The 20,608-nt window shown below is 38.8% G+C and carries 19 protein-coding genes and 5 pseudogenes; 18 read left to right on the plus strand and 6 right to left on the minus strand.

From position 1 onward, the window contains the following. The first annotated feature begins 97 nt into the window (after positions 1-97). From nrdI to AC0OMU_RS05920, 4 genes are read left to right on the plus strand one after another with little or no spacing between them, the layout of a single operon-like run. Positions 98-490 (plus strand): class Ib ribonucleoside-diphosphate reductase assembly flavoprotein NrdI, encoded by a 393-nt coding sequence (gene nrdI, locus AC0OMU_RS05905; protein WP_003231758.1) that lies wholly within the window; start codon positions 98-100, stop codon positions 488-490. Continuing rightward, positions 450-2,552 carry a class 1b ribonucleoside-diphosphate reductase subunit alpha gene (gene nrdE / locus AC0OMU_RS05910; protein WP_014479842.1) on the plus strand — a complete coding sequence of 701 codons (2,103 nt, stop codon included), beginning with the start codon at positions 450-452 and terminating at the stop codon, positions 2,550-2,552. Before nrdI ends, nrdE begins: the two co-directional genes overlap by 41 nt. Positions 2,553-2,569: 17 nt before the next feature. Continuing rightward, positions 2,570-3,559 (plus strand): class 1b ribonucleoside-diphosphate reductase subunit beta, encoded by a 990-nt coding sequence (gene nrdF, locus AC0OMU_RS05915; protein ID WP_003231754.1) that lies wholly within the window; start codon positions 2,570-2,572, stop codon positions 3,557-3,559. A gap of 49 nt (positions 3,560-3,608) precedes the next feature. Next, a complete protein-coding gene (locus AC0OMU_RS05920; RefSeq protein WP_015383725.1) occupies positions 3,609-4,229 on the plus strand; it encodes an enzyme involved in deoxyribonucleotide synthesis in 621 nt (206 codons plus the stop codon). Positions 4,230-4,292: 63 nt separating this feature from the next. Here AC0OMU_RS05920 and cwlC read toward each other — a convergent pair whose 3' ends face one another. Continuing rightward, on the minus strand, positions 4,293-5,060 hold the full coding sequence (gene cwlC, locus AC0OMU_RS05925; RefSeq protein WP_327830118.1) for a sporulation-specific N-acetylmuramoyl-L-alanine amidase: 768 nt from the start codon (positions 5,058-5,060) through the stop codon (positions 4,293-4,295). Positions 5,061-5,700: 640 nt separating this feature from the next. On the opposite strand from cwlC, the gene spoVK reads away from it, so the two are divergent. From spoVK to AC0OMU_RS05955, 6 genes and pseudogenes are all read left to right on the plus strand, one after another. Next, the gene (gene spoVK / locus AC0OMU_RS05930) at positions 5,701-6,669 is read left to right on the plus strand and encodes a stage V sporulation protein K (protein ID WP_003231746.1); all 969 of its coding nucleotides are present in this window, start codon (positions 5,701-5,703) and stop codon (positions 6,667-6,669) included. A gap of 132 nt (positions 6,670-6,801) precedes the next feature. After that, a complete protein-coding gene (gene hflX, locus AC0OMU_RS05935; protein ID WP_015483254.1) occupies positions 6,802-8,064 on the plus strand; it encodes a GTPase HflX in 1,263 nt (420 codons plus the stop codon). A gap of 17 nt (positions 8,065-8,081) precedes the next feature. Beyond that, the gene (locus tag AC0OMU_RS05940; protein ID WP_003231742.1) at positions 8,082-9,347 is read left to right on the plus strand and encodes a methionine gamma-lyase family protein; all 1,266 of its coding nucleotides are present in this window, start codon (positions 8,082-8,084) and stop codon (positions 9,345-9,347) included. Positions 9,348-9,456: 109 nt separating this feature from the next. Next, positions 9,457-9,864 (plus strand): transcriptional repressor GlnR, encoded by a 408-nt coding sequence (gene glnR / locus AC0OMU_RS05945; RefSeq protein WP_014476884.1) that lies wholly within the window; start codon positions 9,457-9,459, stop codon positions 9,862-9,864. A gap of 58 nt (positions 9,865-9,922) precedes the next feature. Further along, entirely contained in the window at positions 9,923-11,257 is a 1,335-nt protein-coding gene (glnA, locus tag AC0OMU_RS05950; protein ID WP_003231737.1) for a type I glutamate--ammonia ligase, read from the plus strand. Between the two features lie 76 nt (positions 11,258-11,333). Continuing rightward, positions 11,334-11,486, plus strand: a pseudogene (locus AC0OMU_RS05955) (peptidoglycan-binding domain-containing protein); the annotation flags it as partial. Positions 11,487-11,524: 38 nt separating this feature from the next. On the opposite strand, the gene AC0OMU_RS05960 reads toward AC0OMU_RS05955, so the two are convergent. From AC0OMU_RS05960 to AC0OMU_RS05970, 3 genes are read right to left on the minus strand one after another with little or no spacing between them, the layout of a single operon-like run. Next, positions 11,525-11,824: a contact-dependent growth inhibition system immunity protein gene (locus AC0OMU_RS05960; RefSeq protein ID WP_474240964.1), complete on the minus strand. Its 300-nt coding sequence runs from the start codon at positions 11,822-11,824 to the stop codon at positions 11,525-11,527. A gap of 53 nt (positions 11,825-11,877) precedes the next feature. Further along, positions 11,878-12,186, minus strand: coding sequence for a hypothetical protein (locus tag AC0OMU_RS05965; protein WP_015383727.1), 309 nt, complete (start codon positions 12,184-12,186; stop codon positions 11,878-11,880). A 20-nt stretch (positions 12,187-12,206) separates the two neighbouring features. Next, complete coding sequence (locus AC0OMU_RS05970) at positions 12,207-14,078, minus strand: T7SS effector LXG polymorphic toxin (RefSeq protein WP_474240965.1); 1,872 nt, start codon at positions 14,076-14,078, stop codon at positions 12,207-12,209. Positions 14,079-14,368: 290 nt separating this feature from the next. Between AC0OMU_RS05970 and AC0OMU_RS05975 the strand changes: the two genes are divergently transcribed. Next, positions 14,369-14,533 carry a hypothetical protein gene (locus AC0OMU_RS05975; RefSeq protein WP_158003513.1) on the plus strand — a complete coding sequence of 55 codons (165 nt, stop codon included), beginning with the start codon at positions 14,369-14,371 and terminating at the stop codon, positions 14,531-14,533. Here the strand turns inward: AC0OMU_RS05975 and AC0OMU_RS05980 are convergent. Beyond that, entirely contained in the window at positions 14,530-15,450 is a 921-nt protein-coding gene (locus AC0OMU_RS05980; protein ID WP_474240966.1) for a hypothetical protein, read from the minus strand. The genes AC0OMU_RS05975 and AC0OMU_RS05980 overlap by 4 nt on opposite strands. A 215-nt stretch (positions 15,451-15,665) precedes the next feature. Here AC0OMU_RS05980 and AC0OMU_RS05985 point away from each other — a divergent pair. The 3 genes and pseudogenes from AC0OMU_RS05985 to AC0OMU_RS05995 all read left to right on the plus strand — a co-directional run. After that, positions 15,666-15,791 (plus strand): annotated as a pseudogene (locus AC0OMU_RS05985) (hypothetical protein); the annotation flags it as partial. Positions 15,792-16,112: 321 nt separating this feature from the next. After that, positions 16,113-16,406, plus strand: coding sequence for a hypothetical protein (locus AC0OMU_RS05990; RefSeq protein ID WP_015483259.1), 294 nt, complete (start codon positions 16,113-16,115; stop codon positions 16,404-16,406). Positions 16,407-16,632: 226 nt separating this feature from the next. Beyond that, the gene (locus AC0OMU_RS05995) at positions 16,633-17,121 is read left to right on the plus strand and encodes a hypothetical protein (protein WP_474240967.1); all 489 of its coding nucleotides are present in this window, start codon (positions 16,633-16,635) and stop codon (positions 17,119-17,121) included. 26 nt (positions 17,122-17,147) lie between these two features. Here AC0OMU_RS05995 and AC0OMU_RS06000 read toward each other — a convergent pair. Next, positions 17,148-17,279 (minus strand): annotated as a pseudogene (locus AC0OMU_RS06000) (excalibur calcium-binding domain-containing protein); the annotation flags it as partial. A gap of 905 nt (positions 17,280-18,184) precedes the next feature. Between AC0OMU_RS06000 and AC0OMU_RS06005 the strand changes: the two are divergent. The 4 genes and pseudogenes from AC0OMU_RS06005 to AC0OMU_RS06020 form a co-directional block, all read left to right on the plus strand. Beyond that, a pseudogene (locus AC0OMU_RS06005) lies at positions 18,185-18,448 on the plus strand (toxin); the annotation flags it as partial. A 130-nt stretch (positions 18,449-18,578) separates the two neighbouring features. Continuing rightward, complete coding sequence (locus AC0OMU_RS06010; protein ID WP_047182645.1) at positions 18,579-18,830, plus strand: SunI/YnzG family protein; 252 nt, start codon at positions 18,579-18,581, stop codon at positions 18,828-18,830. Positions 18,831-19,012: 182 nt separating this feature from the next. Beyond that, positions 19,013-19,447: an SMI1/KNR4 family protein gene (locus tag AC0OMU_RS06015; RefSeq protein ID WP_474241186.1), complete on the plus strand. Its 435-nt coding sequence runs from the start codon at positions 19,013-19,015 to the stop codon at positions 19,445-19,447. Positions 19,448-19,516: 69 nt separating this feature from the next. Continuing rightward, positions 19,517-20,309 (plus strand): annotated as a pseudogene (locus tag AC0OMU_RS06020) (DUF7225 domain-containing protein). Positions 20,310-20,608: the final 299 nt, after the last annotated feature.

A 20,608-nucleotide genomic window follows, 5' to 3' on the forward strand; every position in this document is an offset into this window, starting at 1 on the left:
AAACGAATCTATATATTGTGTTTTTGCTAGAGGGTAGTATACTATATATAGTGTTAGTGATGAGAGATTCATATTTTTTGATAGGTCGTGATAAAACGTGGTACAAATCATATTTGATTCGAAAACAGGGAATGTTCAGCGGTTTGTGAATAAAACAGGCTTTCAGCAGATACGCAAGGTGGACGAAATGGACCACGTGGACACTCCGTTTGTTTTGGTCACCTACACGACAAACTTCGGTCAGGTACCGGCATCAACACAATCATTTCTCGAAAAATACGCCCATCTCTTATTAGGTGTCGCTGCGAGCGGCAACAAAGTATGGGGCGATAACTTTGCAAAAAGCGCCGATACCATTTCAAGACAATATCAGGTGCCGATCTTGCACAAATTTGAACTCAGCGGCACATCTAAAGACGTTGAATTGTTTACTCAGGAGGTAGAAAGAGTTGTCACAAAATCAAGTGCCAAAATGGATCCAGTTAAATAACGAAATCATGATCCAAAAAGATGGGAAATTCCAGTTTGATAAGGATAAAGAGGCTGTACATAGCTATTTTGTAGATTATATCAATCAAAACACAGTCTTCTTTCACGATTTAAAAGAGAAGCTGGATTATTTGGTTGAAAATCAATACTACGAAGAGGAATTCTTAAGCCTTTATTCTTTTGAAGACATTAAAGAAGTGTTTAAGACAGCTTACGCTAAGAAGTTTCGTTTTCCTTCCTTCATGAGTGCGTTTAAATTCTATAATGACTATGCTTTGAAAACGAATGACAAGAAAAAAATCCTCGAGCGTTATGAGGACCGGATCTCAATTGTTGCGCTGTTCTTCGCTAACGGCGACACTGAGAAAGCAAAAGAATATGTAAACCTGATGATCAATCAAGAATATCAGCCGAGCACACCGACATTTTTGAATGCCGGCAGAAAACGCCGCGGTGAACTTGTGAGCTGCTTCTTGCTCGAAGTTAATGATTCTTTAAATGACATTTCAAGAGCAATCGATATCTCCATGCAGCTTTCTAAGCTTGGCGGCGGGGTTTCTCTTAACCTGTCCAAGCTTCGCGCGAAAGGTGAAGCCATTAAAGATGTTGAGAATGCGACAAAAGGCGTTGTAGGCGTCATGAAGCTTCTTGATAACGCGTTCCGTTACGCTGACCAAATGGGACAAAGACAAGGATCCGGCGCGGCGTATTTAAACATTTTCCACCGCGATATCAATGATTTTCTTGATACGAAAAAGATTTCTGCGGATGAAGATGTGCGTGTCAAAACGCTTTCGATCGGTGTTGTCATTCCGGATAAGTTTGTTGAGCTTGCACGCGAGGACAAAGCGGCTTATGTATTCTACCCGCACACGATTTATAAAGAGTACGGCCAGCACATGGATGAGATGGACATGAACGAAATGTACGACAAGTTTGTCGACAACCCTCGGGTGAAAAAGGAAAAAATCAACCCGCGGAAACTTCTTGAAAAATTGGCGATGCTTCGTTCTGAATCAGGCTATCCATACATCATGTTCCAAGATAACGTCAATAAAGTGCATGCGAATAACCATATTTCCAAGGTCAAATTTTCTAACCTTTGCTCTGAAGTGCTGCAGGCATCTCAAGTTTCTTCATACACAGACTATGATGAAGAAGATGAAATCGGTCTGGATATTTCCTGTAACCTGGGTTCTCTTAACATTCTCAATGTCATGGAGCATAAATCAATCGAAAAGACAGTCAAGCTTGCGACAGACTCTTTAACACACGTGTCTGAAACAACTGACATCCGTAATGCGCCTGCTGTAAGACGGGCAAACAAAGCGATGAAATCAATCGGCCTCGGTGCTATGAACCTTCACGGCTACCTTGCGCAAAACGGCATTGCGTATGAAAGTCCGGAAGCGCGTGACTTTGCAAACACGTTCTTTATGATGGTGAACTTCTACTCCATCCAGCGTTCTGCGGAAATCGCAAAAGAGAAGGGCGAAACGTTTGATCAATATGAAGGCTCAACCTATGCGACAGGTGAATACTTTGACAAATACGTTTCTACTGATTTCTCACCGAAATATGAAAAAATCGCTAATCTGTTTGAAGGTATGCATATCCCGACGACAGAGGACTGGAAAAAGCTAAAAGCATTTGTGGCTGAACACGGCATGTATCACAGCTACAGATTATGCATTGCGCCGACAGGCTCTATCTCATACGTCCAATCAAGCACGGCGTCTGTTATGCCGATTATGGAACGGATTGAAGAACGAACATACGGCAACTCAAAAACGTACTACCCAATGCCTGGGCTTGCATCTAATAACTGGTTCTTCTATAAAGAAGCCTACGATATGGACATGTTCAAGGTTGTGGATATGATCGCCACTATCCAGCAGCACATTGATCAGGGAATCAGCTTTACATTGTTCTTAAAAGATACAATGACGACCCGTGATTTAAACCGAATCGATCTGTATGCACATCATAGAGGAATTAAAACCATTTACTATGCAAGAACGAAAGATACTGGGCAAGACAGCTGCCTTTCTTGTGTTGTTTGATTAAAGGAGAGTTTATAGTGACAAAAATTTATGACGCAGCAAACTGGTCAAAGCATGAAGACGATTTTACCCAAATGTTCTATAACCAAAACGTGAAACAGTTCTGGCTTCCGGAAGAGATTGCTTTAAACGGCGATCTCCTCACATGGAAGTACCTCGGAAAAAATGAGCAGGACACTTATATGAAGGTACTGGCCGGACTTACGCTTCTTGATACAGAACAGGGGAATACGGGGATGCCGATCGTGGCTGAACACGTAGATGGCCACCAGCGGAAAGCGGTGCTGAACTTTATGGCGATGATGGAGAACGCTGTCCATGCGAAGTCGTACTCTAATATTTTCATGACCCTTGCACCGACTGAAACGATCAATGAAGTATTTGAATGGGTTAAACAAAATAAATATTTGCAGAAAAAAGCGCAAATGATTGTCGGGCTTTACAAAGCCATTCAAAAAGATGATGAAATTTCACTGTTCAAAGCGATGGTTGCTTCCGTCTATCTGGAAAGCTTCCTTTTCTACAGCGGTTTCTATTATCCGTTATATTTCTACGGACAAGGAAAACTGATGCAAAGCGGTGAGATCATTAACCTGATCCTTCGTGACGAAGCGATTCACGGCGTGTATGTCGGTCTCCTTGCTCAGGAAATTTATAATAAACAGACAGAAGAGAAAAAAGCAGAGCTTCGTGAATTTGCGATTGACCTTCTGAATCAGTTATATGAAAATGAGCTTGAATATACAGAGGACTTGTACGATCAAGTCGGACTCTCACACGATGTAAAGAAATTCATCCGCTATAATGCGAATAAAGCGCTGATGAACCTTGGATTTGATCCATACTTCGAAGAGGAAGACATTAATCCGATCGTTTTAAACGGATTAAACACAAAAACAAAATCGCATGACTTCTTCTCTATGAAGGGGAATGGTTATAAAAAAGCGACAGTTGAGCCGCTCAAAGATGATGACTTTTATTTTGAAGATGAAAAAGAGCAGATATAATATCTGCTCTTTTCGGCTTGAAGGTTCAAATGAGGAGGACGCAGTACCCATGGGAAAAATGGACGAAATGATTTTAGTTGCCCCGCGCGATGATGTGTTTAAGAAAGAAAGCTTAACCTTCCAGGGCGTGTACAGTGAAGATAGCAGAGTAGCAGAAATCATGGCTCAGATTGAAGCGGCTTATCGTGAAATGAGAAGAGGGGACGCAGAAGAAGATCCGCGTTTCAAGCAGCCGATACCTTATGTCGTCATTAAGCGTGAAGATGAAGTTTTTCTTTACGAGCGGCTGGCTGGCGGCGGTGAATCACGACTGCACAACAAGCTTTCTCTCGGCTTTGGCGGCCATATGAACGCCATCGATGGGACAGCTTCATTTGCTGAAGTCTTAAAGCTGAACACAGACCGTGAGCTTGAGGAAGAACTGCAAATAAATGAAGAAGATAAACAGGCGATAGTCACACTGGGATTAATCAATGATGATGAAAACAGTGTTGGCAAAGTACATATCGGTATTCTTTCTGCGCTTCAATTAAAGCCTGGCGCACAAGTGGAAGTGAAGGAAAAAGAACAAATTGCGGGTAAATGGATGAAAGTCTCTGAATTAAAACAGGATGACATCTACAACCGTCTGGAAACATGGTCACAGTTTGTTGTTGATATTCTTGAATAAAAAAACCCGGTTTCTCGCGATGAGGAGCCGGGTTTTTTTATGAGACGCTCGTCTCCGTCTCGGCTATGATTCTAGGATCACAATAGCGTCAAAGCCGGCATTTTTCGCTTTGGCAGCGAGGGTGTCTGCATTGTCTTTGGATGAAAATGCACCAATCTGCACTTTGTAAAATCCGTCCTTTAAAAGGACAATCGAGTCAAAACCTTTGGCTTCGGCTTTACTTGCGAGCGAGTCGGCATTCGCTTTGACTTTAAATGCGCCGATTTGAACCTTATATAACCCTGAGCTGGAAGTCTTTTTAAGGTTAAAGGCTTGCTCCAGCCCGTGTGCATGTCCTCTCGCTAAGCTTTGAATAAAACTGCTCGTTTTCAGCTTATTTGCATCGGCAACGGTATCAATGAAGCCGTTCTCGGTCAAGAGGGCAGGCATTGCCGACTCCCTTAGGACGTGGAAGTTCGCTGTTTTTTTGCCGCGATCGGCAAAGTCGACAGCTTGTATCACTTCAGAGTGAATTGTCGATTGATAAGTCGTCGTCGGGGCTCCTACACCTGGATAAATATAGCTTTCAAAACCTGTGCCTCCCCCGGAATTAACGTGAATGGACAAAAAGAAATCTGCTCCCCAGTTATTTGCGGCATTTGTCCGGTCGTTTAAGCTGACATATTGGTCGCTTGTCCTGCTCAGCAGCAAAGAAACGCCTTCATATTCATTAGTTAATATCGTACGTAAGGCTAAAGCGATTTGCAGGGTTAACGTTTTTTCCTGAAGGCCATTACCTGTTGCGCCTGGATCAGACCCGCCATGGCCAGGATCAATAAAAATTTTAACCATTTTTCATCACCTCATTACAGGATATGAAAAAACACGGCTTCTGCTTGTACGATTATCATTCAACTGAAAAATGAGGAAATAACCCTTTCAAATTCGGAAATTATTTCTCGGGAAAGCGCACAATTCAACATGAAGCGACAACAGATACGGTCCGACATGAAATATGTGCATATGCCATATGTTTGTATGTACTATGGGTTCGGTTAATCTGCACTGAGTCCTGCTGGTTTTAAGCTTTGCGTTCATATTAAATCAAGCATTTGAAACGTAAATTGATGAGAAAAGCTCCTTTCATTAAAGACACCACTTTATAAATCGAAAAAAAGAAAAACACTTCAGGTATCTTAAGGCGGGTAATACGCTTCGTACAAAAAACAGCCCGTTGCATGAAAAAAGGATTGGCGAATGGAGAAAATAATGAGAAAGAAGTTCACCATAATACTCTGACAAAATGATTAAAAACAAAATCTCATGGTTTGTCCACCCCATGTCCGTGAATACAATAAGAAATAAAGTATTTCTCGGGAAAGCGCAGGATTCCTTATTGTTCCCGAAAAAAGCAATTGTTTCGACACATGATAGGCGTTTGTCACAATCGGCATCCGCTTGAATATCATATAGAGAGAACAGAGAGGTGAAGATGTTGGAGCGCGCTGTGACTTATAAAAACAACGGACAGATCAACATTATTCTGAACGGGCAAAAGCAGGTGCTGACGAATGCTGAGGCAGAGGCGGAATATCAGGCTGCATTGCAAAAAAACGAAGCAAAGCACGGCATTTTGAAGGAAATCGAAAAAGAGATGAGCGCATTAGTTGGGATGGAGGAAATGAAACGCAACATCAAGGAAATATACGCCTGGATTTTTGTGAATCAAAAACGCGCGGAGCAAGGCTTGAAGGTTGGAAAGCAAGCGCTGCACATGATGTTTAAAGGAAATCCGGGAACGGGAAAAACGACGGTTGCACGGCTCATCGGCAAGCTGTTCTTTGAAATGAATGTCCTGTCAAAAGGCCACTTAATAGAAGCGGAGCGGGCTGACCTGGTCGGGGAGTATATCGGACACACCGCCCAAAAGACGAGAGATTTAATCAAAAAGTCATTAGGTGGCATTTTGTTTATAGACGAAGCCTACTCGCTGGCAAGAGGCGGCGAAAAGGACTTTGGGAAAGAAGCGATCGACACACTTGTAAAGCATATGGAAGACAAACAGCATGAGTTTATTTTGATACTCGCCGGATATTCACGGGAAATGGATCATTTTCTCTCGTTAAATCCCGGACTCCAATCAAGATTTCCCATCTCCATTGATTTTCCGGATTACTCTGTGACCCAGCTCATGGAGATTGCGAAACGAATGATCGATGAAAGGGAGTACCAGCTCAGTCAAGAAGCTGAATGGAAATTGAAAGATTACTTAATGACAGTGAAAAGCACGACAAGTCCCATTAAATTCAGCAATGGACGTTTTGTCAGAAATGTGATCGAAAAATCGATCAGAGCACAAGCCATGAGGCTTTTAATGGGAGACCAATACTTAAAAAGCGACTTGATGACCATCAAAAGCCAAGATCTTTCCATTAAAGAAGAAGCATCTGGATCTGCATAGACCTCTCAGTTTTTGAGAGGTCTGTTTTTTGCTCGTATTTCCGCTTTTCAAAGCAATCGATTTGTGGTATACACATGCAGGGTTTGGTATGATAATACTACTGCCCAATATGCAAAAGAAAGGAACATCCATTTGAACGAACAAGAAACGATTCAGGAGAAAGCCATTTTAGTCGGATGTCAGCTGCCGCATATCACGGATGAGCATTTTGAAAATTCTATGGAAGAGCTAGCATCTCTGACAAAAACAGCAGACGGAAAAGTACTGACCAGCGTCACACAAAAACGGAACAGGGCTGACGCCGCTACATATATAGGAAAAGGGAAGGTAGAAGAGCTGAAGGCACTGGTGGAAGAGCTTGAAGCTGATCTCCTCATCTTTAATGATGAACTGTCGCCAAGTCAGCTGAAGTCATTGGCAACAGCAATTGAAGTGAAGATGATTGACCGCACGCAATTGATATTAGATATTTTTGCAAAGCGGGCGAGAACGAGAGAAGGCAAACTTCAAATTGAGCTGGCTCAGCTGCAATATGCACTGCCGCGTCTGACGGGACAAGGGATCAACCTTTCCCGGCAAGGCGGAGGAATTGGGGCAAGAGGTCCCGGGGAAACGAAACTGGAAACCGACCGCCGCCATATCAGAAATCGCATTCATGAAATCAACACACAGCTTTCCACTGTCATTCGCCATAGAAGCCGATACCGTGAAAGAAGAAAGAAAAACGGTGTGCTTCAAATTGCGCTTGTCGGCTATACAAACGCAGGGAAATCAACATGGTTCAACCGCCTGACGAGTGCTGACAGCTATGAAGAAGACCTCCTGTTTGCCACGCTGGACCCGATGACCAGAAAAATGGTCCTGCCAAGCGGCTACAGTGTTCTTCTTTCAGATACAGTAGGATTTATTCAGGATCTTCCAACGACATTGATTGCTGCATTCCGCTCAACGCTTGAGGAAGTAAAAGAAGCGGATTTAATTCTGCATTTAATTGATTCTTCAAATGAGGATTATGCGGGACATGAAAAAACAGTGCTTCGGCTGCTTGAGGAGCTTGAAGCAGATGATATCCCGATGCTGACGGCTTACAATAAACGTGATCAAAAACTGCCTGATTTTATACCGTCCGCCGGAAGGGATCACATTATGGTCAGTGCGAAATTTGAGGACGACGCTGCAGCCTTTAAAGAAGCGATTCAGCGCTATTTGCGCCAAGAACTGTTAACGTCTTTTGAAGCACACGTGCCGGCAAGTGAAGGGAAGCTCCTTTCCAGAATCAAATCGGAAACGATGGTAGACCGCTTCTATTTTAATGAAGAAAATGAACAGTATGACATATCCGGCTATGTCCAAGAAGAGCAAAGTATCATCGGTGAATTAAAGAAGTATATGTAGGAAGGAAATATAAAGACATGTTTGACACATTAACACACGGAGAATTATTGAAGAAAACGGCAATGGAAGTGGAAGCGGACATTGCCGGCATTCATAAACAAATAGAAGAAATCAGCGAGCGAAATGAGTGGAGAGTGCTTCAAAGCTATAGAAAACACAAAGTAAGCGACACTCATTTCACGCCGTCTACTGGATACGGCTATGATGATATCGGAAGAGACACGCTTGAAAGCATATATGCGGATGTGTTTGGCGGAGAAGCGGGGCTTGTAAGGCCGCAAATCATTTCAGGCACACATGCCATCTCAATTGCTTTGTTCGGTGTCCTCAGACCGGGGGACGAGCTCCTTTATATCACGGGCAAGCCGTATGATACGCTAGAGGAAATTGTGGGCGTCAGGGGTGGAGAAAACGCTGGATCGTTAAAGGATTTTCAAATCGGCTATAATGCGGTTGATCTGACGAAAGACGGAAAGATAGACTATGATGCAGTCGCAGCTGCGATCAATCCGAAGACCAAAGTAATCGGCATTCAGCGCTCAAAAGGATATGCGAATCGCCCTTCTTTCTTAATTAGTGAAATAAAAGAAATGATCCGTTTTGTAAAAGAAATCAATGAAAACCTGATCGTCTTTGTGGACAACTGTTACGGAGAATTTGTGGAAGAGCTTGAGCCTTGCCATGTCGGAGCCGATCTGATGGCGGGATCTCTCATAAAAAATCCGGGCGGCGGCCTTGCGAAAACAGGCGGCTACCTCGTCGGAAAAGCGAAATGGATTGAAGCTTGCTCATACCGTATGACGTCACCCGGTATCGGCAGAGAAGCAGGGGCATCTCTTTACTCGCTTCAAGAAATGTACCAAGGCTTCTTTTTGGCTCCTCACGTTGTGTCTCAAAGCTTAAAGGGAGCGGTATTTACAGCGAGATTCCTTGAAAAACTCGGCTTCACTTCAAACCCGAAATGGGATGCGAAAAGAACGGATTTAATACAATCCGTTGAGTTTTCAGACAGAGAAAAGATGATTGCTTTTTGCCAGGCTATTCAATATGCATCGCCAATCAATGCTCATGTGACGCCTTATCCAGCCTACATGCCGGGATACGAGGATGATGTCATTATGGCAGCAGGGACGTTTATTCAAGGAGCAAGCATCGAATTATCAGCTGATGGCCCTATCCGCCCGCCGTATGTAGCGTATGTTCAGGGAGGATTAACCTATTCGCATGTGAAGAATGCCATATGCAGTGCAGTGGATTCATTGATGGAAAAGCAATTAATTTAAATTTTTTAAAAATTTCTCTGGATTTGATGTTAAGAATCCTTACATCGTATTGACACAAAATATAACATCACCTATAATGAAACTAAGTTAAGAAAAGGAGGAAATTGAGATGAGTGATAATATTCGCCGCTCAATGCCTTTATTTCCAATAGGAATTGTCATGCAGTTAACTGAGTTATCAGCAAGACAAATTCGATATTATGAGGAAAATGGACTGATATTTCCAGCCAGAAGTGAAGGGAATAGACGATTATTTTCATTTCATGATGTAGATAAACTGTTAGAAATCAAGCACCTGATAGAACAAGGTGTAAACATGGCAGGAATTAAACAGATTCTGGCGAAAGCCGAAGCCGAGCCAGAGCAAAAACAAAGCGAGAAGACGAAAAAACCAATGAAACATGATCTGTCCGATGACGAACTGAGACAGCTCCTGAAAAACGAGCTCATGCAAGCCGGCCGTTTTCAAAGAGGGAATACATTCCGTCAAGGCGACATGTCCCGCTTCTTTCATTAATCCGTTAGCAACTGTTTTGCTATATACATTTACCTTTTAAGAGGAGGAATTTTACCAAATGGCAAAGTACACTAGAGAAGATATCGAAAAATTAGTAAAAGAAGAAAACGTGAAGTATATCCGTCTTCAATTTACTGACATTCTTGGAACAATCAAGAATGTTGAGATTCCTGTAAGCCAGCTTGGAAAAGCGCTTGATAATAAAGTCATGTTTGACGGTTCTTCTATTGAGGGATTCGTTCGTATCGAAGAGTCAGACATGTACCTGTATCCAGATCTAAATACATTTGTTATCTTCCCATGGACAGCTGAAAAAGGTAAAGTAGCACGTTTCATCTGTGATATCTATAATCCGGATGGCACACCTTTCGAAGGTGACCCGCGAAACAACTTAAAACGGATTCTGAAAGAAATGGAAGACCTCGGCTTCAGTGATTTTAACCTTGGACCTGAGCCTGAATTCTTCTTATTCAAATTGGACGAAAAAGGCGAGCCAACGCTTGAACTAAACGACAAAGGCGGATATTTCGACTTAGCTCCAACTGATTTAGGAGAAAACTGCCGCCGCGATATCGTACTTGAGCTTGAAGAGATGGGCTTTGAAATCGAAGCGTCTCACCACGAAGTAGCACCTGGTCAGCACGAAATCGACTTTAAATATGCTGGAGCAGTCCGCTCTTGTGATGACATCCAAACATTTAAACTAGTTGTCAAAACAATTGCCCGCAAACACGGCCTGCATGCGACATTTATGCCAAAACCATTGTTCGGTGTGAACGGTTCAGGTATGCACTGCAATCTATCACTCTTCAAAAATGGTGTTAACGCATTCTTTGACGAAAACGCAGATCTTCAGTTAAGTGAAACAGCGAAACACTTCATTGCAGGTATCGTGAAGCACGCAACAAGCTTTACAGCAGTAACAAACCCGACAGTAAACTCATATAAACGTCTTGTTCCTGGCTATGAAGCACCTTGCTATGTAGCATGGAGCGCGCAAAACAGAAGCCCGCTTATCCGTATCCCGGCTTCTCGCGGCATCAGCACACGTGTTGAAGTACGCAGCGTAGACCCAGCTGCAAACCCATACCTTGCACTTAGCGTATTGCTTGCTGCAGGATTAGACGGAATCAAAAACAAACTGGAAGCGCCGGCTCCAATCGACCGCAACATCTATGTGATGAGCAAAGAAGAGCGCATGGAAAACGGAATCGTTGACCTTCCAGCAACACTTGCGGAAGCACTAGAAGAATTCAAATCAAACGAAGTCATGGTCAAAGCGCTGGGCGAGCACCTATTCGAACACTTCATCGAAGCAAAAGAAATCGAATGGGATATGTTCCGCACGCAAGTTCACCCTTGGGAACGCGAACAGTATATGTCTCAGTATTAATCTATCAATCCCTTGGCACTATTGGTGTCAAGGGATTTTTTGATTTGTTAAACAATTTAATAAAGATCCTGTAACACCAGACAAAGGGGCGAAGAATAACGGCATTGACGGCGTGTATGGACCAAAAACAGCAAATACGGTCAAACAGTCCCAGTCAGTAAGTGGCCTTTCTGCTGAGGGCATTTATGGACCTAAGACAAAAGTAAAACTTGAAGCGAAATTGAATTAATAAAAGAAGCCCTTCTTAAAAGAGGGCTCTTTTTCTAACTATGTTGTTTTAAGGTGTTTTCTAATTTGTTCAGTGACTTGCTTAAGCCATTCTAAGGGTGTTATATCATCTTCAGGAAAGTATATACCATCCGCTGCTTCCTCTATAAATTCATTCTTGTCTTCTTCTGAATAATCACTATTTAAAAACTCAGTTAGTACTATTAAATCTCTTTCTTTTAGTTTTTGTGATGCTTCATTTAGATATTCATTAAGAGCCTCTTCCGGAGACTCTATATCTTGGTGGAAATGTGCACCGAGAAATCTAAATACAGGATCAGAAATTTCGGTTTCAATCATTACTTATCACCACCAAGAACGATTAACTTCAAATCTAAGGGATAGTACTTATCTTACTCTAAATAACTTTCTGCTATATCAATATCGTTTGTCATTTCTAAGTCAGGGTACTTTTCATCTAATTTTCTTAAGCAATTAATAAGTTCTTTACTTTGCAAACTTTCAGCTAAATCTTCAAATACCTCACTGATCCAATATAAATCTTCTTTATTACAATTTTCTAGATAGCTAATTGTATTTTCTTCATTTTCTGAGAGCACTTCAATTATTTCATCCCAACTTTTTTGAATTCCATAGTCATCATTAAGATTAAGTTTTTTTCTTTTAATTAATATAGCTTCCATTTTTTTCTCTAAATTCATATTGATCCTCCATACTTTGTCTATGGTTGTTTAGTTGCATCGGGGAAAATGGTTCCTATTTCTCCATTTGTTTTAATAACTCCAACCCTAACACCTTTATACTCTCCGAATATAGTCACACCATTTTCTGCATTAGTGAATTCGGGTAATTCAGCAATCTTTGCACCGGCTGCTGCAATATCAGACTCTGTCCAACTTTCGGGAAACCAAGATTGATTGGAGCCTGATCTTTTTGCTTTCACCTTGTGTCCGGGAACATTACCTACTCTAACACCATTTTCATATACTTTATTTATATTATAATCTATATTATTTTTTTCAAGAAATTCAATGTTACTTTGTCCATGTCCTCCACCTTTCATTTTTGAAATATCACCTGTTTTCGGGTTTTTAGTAAAATCACCTATGTCTGAGTGCTTAATGCTACTATCAGGAATATTAACCTTAAGACTGCCAGTATCTCTATGATTCCCACCGTTTGGTTTTTCTGACTTGAAGAGTACACTGCTTTTTTCATTTTCTGCAATACTTTTTAATAACGGAGTATTTTTAACGTTAATAGAATTCCCGGCGTCTTGTAGAATCCCTTCTAATGCAGGAGTATATCGATTTTTATAAGGTTTGACAGATGGATTGCCATTTTTAATCTTTTCACTAGCTACTTTCCCAACTTTAGCAAGATCCTTCGAGCCTGTTGAGACAGAGGACTTTCCACCTTTCAATAACAGAAGACTTCCGCCCAAATAAGTAACATAGTGCAGCCGTGTGTATGCATCCCCGTGAATCATTTTTGTATCCCAATTATCCTTCAATGTGTCAACCATACTTTGAAAGGTAGCTTGATAGTCGTATTCCAAAACGGTATCCAGCACTTTTTGAGGATCCTTGTTTAAGTTATCAATTGTCCAACCGATATTCCATCCGAATTGAATAGCTCCTTCACCGGTATCCTTAGCAAGATCGTATATACCAACAATCGCACCCTTGGCGCCATCTCCTATGATTTGCAACACTTCTTTTCCGTTATCCATGAAAGCTTTACGCTGTTCAAGAAATGAAACAAATTCAAGCTGTTCAGGGGTAAGGTTCTCATAGCCGACTTTCTTGGCAATTTCTAAGTATTCATCCGGATCCGTCACGCCATTAGCTAGCTTCTTCTTCAACTCTTTGATTTCTCGTTCTTTCGCTTCATCTTTCTTGATCTTCAAATAAGCTTCAGTTTTTTTCTCAATATCGCCTTTTTTCTTATGTATGTCACTTTCACGGTATGCCTTGGCGTTGTAATGGATGGGTGTAGCATTCTTGCCTTTGCCTGTGGATTCCTCAAGCTTTTGGAAGTCCTTCTTGATGAATTGCTCGTTTGGCTCTGACTGGGCATATTCAGAAACAAGTGCTTCGTCCACACTGTCTATTTTATAGACGGTTTTTTTGCGTTGGTTCTCCGCATCGGCGAGTTCGTCTTTAAAGTCCTCAGTTGAAAACAGATCAAGCGGAAGGATATCGTCGATATCATGTAAGATATCTTTCATGGCTTTCTTTTGTTCAGACATAATAGATTTTGATTTTGTGTAGGCGTTAGCCAGCTCGTGTTCTAAGAAGGATTCTTCTATATAAGCATCAGATAAGCTGGCGTCCTCTAGAGTGCCTGAAATGCTTGTCAAGAAAGCAATTTTCATATCAATTAGATCAATCCAATTGTCAGCCACACCGGCATGATCTTGATAAAATGCTTTAATGTTGTCAGCACCTTTGCCGGAAAACTCACTGTCATCTAAATCAGCTACAGCTTTAAAAGCCTTTTTTAGATTGACCATCTGACTTCTTAATTCTTTGTATTCCTTTGCACGTCTCTCTGCTTCGGAAAGCAGTGATTTGGCTTCAAATACTTTCATGATCATATCCTTTCTAAATTAAATTCCTGTATTGAAATGTTACCTTAGAAGAAAGAAAAAAATTAAAACTATAGGTTGGTTAAATGACTCGTTTGATTTGATCTGTGGTCTGTATTTCTTAATATTGATTGCCGGCAGTATTATGCTTGGGCTTCTTTAACTTTGGTATTTAGGAACTTTAATGCCGAATTTTTTATTGTATATTTACTACATTATGTGTCATATACTTAAAAAAGAGGTGATGATAAAATATGGTCAGTGGCTGTCCGAGTATAGGAGACACAATTAAAGTGGTTAAAGAAGCCAGTTTAGAATGGGGGCAAGTTATCTATCCAATAGGTAGCGAATGGATTGTAAAAGAGGTAATTGCCCCGCAAACTTGTACAGTTTTTTGTGAAGGTAACGATTATGGATTACCTGCTAGCCACTATAAAGTTATAAAAACTGCCACTTAGGCTGATGGCAATATACCTTCCCATGGCAATCCGCTTTCAGAACTTTTCACCTCAAAGTCAAGTTTTAACTCTTTGATTTTGTTAATCAAAGGTTCACTTGGAAACGGATCGCATATAATGACTTTTGTCCCTTTTTTAAGCATCTTTAAAATAGTGTCTATTTCTAACCGATCAACCTCACAATATGAACAACCTATTATTATAAAATGAGATACTTCTTTAGCTTTTCTTTCAGTCACTGCAAACCCTTCCCTTACCCAACTTAAATGAAGATGATTGCTAATAGATGAAGGAGGGATTAAATCTGCCTGTATCCTAGGCTCCATCCATTCATCTTGCCTGACTACATGGAGTCTCCCACAATCGTTTAGTGAAATTGGCGTAGTCCAAATATTAGGTCCTGAAATCATTTGTGGGTTCACATCAAAATCAATTGAACCGTGAGGTTTAAAAATAGGTACGCGTTTTTTATTTTCAATAGTACCAATACGGTAATATTTTATGTTGGATTCATTGAGTACTCTTTCTAGTAACAAATCATAATTAAATGATATTGCAAAAGATAAATCGAATTTATTTTTCTTGAACCAATTAAACCATTTCCATTCATTTAAACTTATAGAGTTAATATTTAACTGGAATTTAGAATATATTGTTGCAAGAAATCTTCTCAGCTGACACTCGGCTCCAGTATCATTTTGATATTTAATTCTATAATCTTTAATAACATCATAATGGTTTGCTGCTTGAATATTATCAATCAGCTCACTTTTAACAATTGGCAAGTTTTCTATAAAATCATTATAATTAATTTTTTCAGAATCAAAGCAAGTTAGTGGGTTTGAAGAGTTCAAATTATTTGCTCTAGCAAAATCAACTGTAAAACCATTTCCAATTAAAAGTCCGAATTTTCCCATAGTGATCCTCCGCATTTTTCCTACAGTATAACACGAGTTACATATTTTGGGTGATTTTAGAACGGTTTGAACCATGATATCTTTATTTTCATTCTTTTGAATATATTTATATTTGTGAAGGTAGTGAGCATATAATCCACAAACATGCTTTGGACCAAAATTAAGACCAAAAAATATTGAGATTTATAAAGATTTTATTTCAGATTAAAAATAATAAAGCACTGAAAAATCCTTTGTTTTCAAGGGTTATCAGTGCTGTGTATTGTTTATTTAAATTCGAAATTATGTTTAGAACGCAAGTACATCCTTGGGAACGCGAACAGTATATGTCTCAGTATTAATCTCTCAATCCCTTGGCACTATTGGTGTCAGGGGATTTTTTATGTTAATAGGTAATAAATTATGGAGCGGCACTGCTAAAAGCAGGTCGCTTTTATTTATGTCACTGATAAGACTATGTACTAAATTTTCAAGAAGGAAAATAATACTATGCTTAAGGAAAGCAATACGCATAAATATTCGACAAATTCTGTGATGGTTCCTTTGTTCAATACTTCTACCAGCAATAAGATGAATAAAGTAGATGTTTAACATTGACACCATCACCAGATAAATCCATAATTACGTTGAAATCTAAATCAATTTTCAAAAAGGAGATTTCTATGAAAAAATTGACTATCTTTTCCGGGGGATTAGGAGTGGTTTTTTCTGTACTGGCTCAACTGTTTGCGGTTATAGATGACTCTTACACTTTGGGGAATTTATGGTTTTTAGGTGCTTTGGCGGGAATTATAACCATGCTTGCTTCAATCCAGACAAATAATAAACCAATCTTCAGCATTTTATTAATTTCTAGTTCAGTAATAGGTCTACTTGGAACTGGTCTTGTATACATCATACCAACACTGTTCAATATAATAATAATTTATAAATTTTTAAAAGTAAGCCAATGGTAAAATAAAGGTTCTTTTTTTATTTAGTATCCCTTTGACAAAGTCAGTAATGATGTTTATGCTTGCAACTGGTCCACACAGCTGGGGCTTCCGTGGGCATGATTATCGAACGCCATGTTTCTAGGATACTGGAATTGAAACATTTGCTGAGGCATTTCGTGAAGCTGATCACCAAATGACCATTTCCATAGAGGCACGTCTAAAGAAACTATGATAGGAGGACAACACTGTGTGGAAAGCTTTAAGTCAATTACTCAAAAAACAGAAAAATCAAAGTCCACTCGATGAGGGTTATATACAGATTCCAGAAAAGGATATAAATCAAGAATTAAAGCAAATGATATTTGAGTTGGAGAGCCTGGGGGAAGTAGTATCGAAAAAGCTGCAGAATAAGTATATAGATGTTTTTGAAGCACAGGGTAAACCAAACCTAAGCATCAAAATTTGTAGAGACATAGATGGAGATGTGCTAAATGATTTTACAGCTGAGAGATGTTTTGAAAAAGAATATCGTTCACAAATAGCAATTAATTACTATCAACCTGCAATAGTCTGTGATGAAGAATTAAACTGTTTCACAATGGATTTGTGGTATTACTACGGTGGATATAAAGGGACGGGTTATGGAACATTATTCGATTTAAATAATAATGACTTAGAAAAAGAAATTGAAGAGACGCTCATATTTTTACTCAATGACAAACAATTCGAGAAATAAAAAAGAAAGCCGCAAAGGGCTTTCAATCAACGTTCATTTGCATAGTTGTCTTGATCGTTGTCTTGATCTCTGTCCATTTTATGTTGGTAAGCAGGGTGGGGAACTAGGCACTCCATTCAGATATTTCTTTCTTAACTCAGTCAATTTTTAAACGTTTCTTCACTTATTTTCCATTAAATAAAAAAAAAGAATAATTGAATTTTTTTGTTATATTAAATATATAACGTTGGATAATATGAAAGGTGGTTAAGAAATGAAATTTGATAATGTTTTAGATTCAACATCTCCATATGGGCCTCAAGGTCTTTTGGAAAAAGAGGGGCTTTTAATATCTACTAGATTCTGGGCAAATACTCAAGCGGATATTCTTACAGGATCGGGTTTACCTATGAGCAATGAAGAGATGAAAACTTATCTGGCTATACCGAATGACGTTGGAATTCCTCAAGATTTTCAAAAAATATATGATGTTTTTAATGAATATAAACAGTTGTGTAACTGGTGGATGAAGAATTTATTCAGCAGTGTTCTTAATATGGTTAACGATATTAATAATATTGGATCTTTTGCAACTAGAACGATTAATAGGGATATAAAATTATTACAAATAATGTCTAACGATAGCAATGAACAAGGAAGACAAGAGGCTGCGAAGCAATTTCAGTCTTCCTGTTCAATGCTTGCTGGAGAACTCAATCAACACCAACAGTCTATGAAAGAGGTTCAAAACCAATTAAATTCCCTTCTTCAAGGTAGTAACGACTGTATAGGTGTTAGACAATTGAATAATTCTTTAGAAAAAGAAGTCGCATATTTAGATTCACAGTATAATGATGAGAGTGAGATACATGATTCAATAAATATGTTCTTAGGATTAAAAAAAATATTGGGTATATTTGTTGAAGGTCATGATATTAATGAGAAAGTAAAATTCAGCTTTGATCTAGGGCCTTTATTTGGTTTTATTGTATCTGAAATATTAGAGTGTTCTGATATACAATCAGTTAAACAACAAATTGATCATTTTCTGAATATGTTAAACAATATAGATGCACAACTTTCATTAGAAGTAAAAGTTTTGGGGATGCTTCACAGTATCAATATAGACTTGGTTAATGTAATAGTCCAAGCAGAAAAGTCTAAGGAGTTTATAGGACAAATCGAAGGCATCTGGCATTCTATAGCAAATCAATTTTATTCACTCGCCCAAGGGTTTGAGAATGAGGATATCAATAAGCTTTCTACGGATCTTGATAATGCTGTCGCCACTTGGGAAGCTGTTGCTAATAAAGCAAAAGAGTTTGTAACAAATTCATACCAAGGATAAAAGAAAAGTAAGGGCCTGAAAGGGCTCTTTTGCTTATAGTCATATTTCCCGTAATTATTACTTTTTGGATTTATTGAATTTTAAAGCGTGTTTGTTGCACTGAATTCATAGTCAAAAGGGGAATGTTTTTATGCTTGGAATCAACGTTAAAAAATCAAATGAAAACTTAATTATCAATTGGCAGCTATCCAAAATTGAAATTCCAATCAATGAAATTAACGATGTATTCTTTGATCCAAACTATGGGGGAGAGGAGAAAAGCGCAGTAAGGATTGGGTTTCCTTATGGCTCAACAGATAGGGTAGTAATTAAAACAGCACATAACACTTACATTTTGTTCACCACTAATCCTGCTTTAATTATGAGTAAAATTGTTTCTTAATAAACAGTTTATGTCCCTTTTAAATGTATCTATTAATGTTCTGTGTGAGAAAATTTAGTGAGATGATTTAAGGAGGAGCATTTATGGAAGAAGGAAAGTTAGTTCACATGACACTAGATGGTATTAAGAAAGCAGTTACTAAATATGGTACATTTCCTGTGTTCCATCATGGGGGTTATGTCTTGGAAGATGCTACTTTTCATTTCAAAAATCCAGCAACTCCTCAAGAAATTAGCGGCTTAGAAAAGAAATTAGGTGTTACTTTCCCTAATGACTATAAAGAGTTTTTGTTACAACACAATGGGATGGAAATGTTTGATGGCATTGAAATACTTAGCTTAGAGGGAATCATTGAATATAATGAGGTTCAAGATTTCCCAGAGGGATACGTTTTAATTGGATATCATTTTGATGGAAGATATGTCATAGACACAAACAAATCAAAAAATGGATTAGGCTATATGCTATATCTAGACTCAATTGATGATATTGAAAATGCGATTAACTTAGATTCTAATTTCGAGATATGGTTTGATATGCTAGTGTCTTCAAATGGAACGAAATATTGGGAAGTAAATCCGAATCTCCAAGAGTATTATAAACTGGTTTCAGTATAACACTTCGGCAAAAGAAAAAATTATGACTAATTTCAACAACCAAAGAAACTGCAATTTGAGGGAAGTATAATGACAATTTACGAGCAAATTAAGGATGCTTTGAAAAATAAGATCAATGAGTTGGTTTCACCTCAAGAAGTAAAGAAAACCCTTCAAGAAAAATACGGAACTAATCCGGATAGCATTATTTTATCAGATTATTGTTATAACCGGTATAATAAGGGGATTTCTTTTAATAAGCACCTCTTTGAATATATGAATAGAAGTTCTTACAAATACTTAGGTGAAAACTCTCTTTATACAGGACTTATTTTTAGAAAATCAAAAGGGGAAGATAAGGAAGTTATCGTAGGCGAATGGGTAAACGGTGTTAAATCACTCCGAGAAGCTTCTGTTACTAATAACCAAATAAATGATCAAGCCGAAATCATTAGTAAAGAACAACTTGTAAACCTTTATAATGAATATAACCAAATCCTGAGATATGAAATGAATGTATTGAACTGTAAGCCTACAGTATTGAGGCATTTAATTGGCAGAATCGGTGAATTCATTTGTGCAATCCAAACCAACGGCACTCTGGCACGCCAAAACTAATCAACATGGATTTGATGTTGTGAGTGATGGCAGACGGATTAGTGTAAAAACAACAGCTCAATCAAGTGGTTTTATTTCGATAAATAAAAATACATTTGATGATTTTGATGATTTTTTTGTAGTTCAATACGTAAATGATGATTTTAAAGTTATTTTCTTCGGCTCAAAGGAAGAAGTGCAAAAAATAAGCAGAATTTATGGAAGCCAATACGAAGTTGAAATTTCACTTCTTAAAAAGCTTAATAAGGAATACCAATTAAATTAAACAATCTTGTTGGTAACAAACATCCTCTTACTTATTGTAAGAGGATGTTTGTTTAATTCTTACATATTTTATCTTTGCAATCTGGCTTACGAGTTGCATCCACAGTAAATGATCTTACTTCGTCTTTAGTTTTGTCATAAATTCCCCATATTACCCCTCAGAGAAGGATAGGGGGATTATTTTGGAGAATCATATTCCTTTGCTTCTTCATAGTCAGAAATCCTTGAGTTGTTCTAGCAAGAGGCAATATTGTTGAATAAGGATAGTTTTAAAGAGGTTATTGTTGTCTTAATATCGAA

This window comes from Bacillus sp. FAU18, assembly GCF_056033885.1.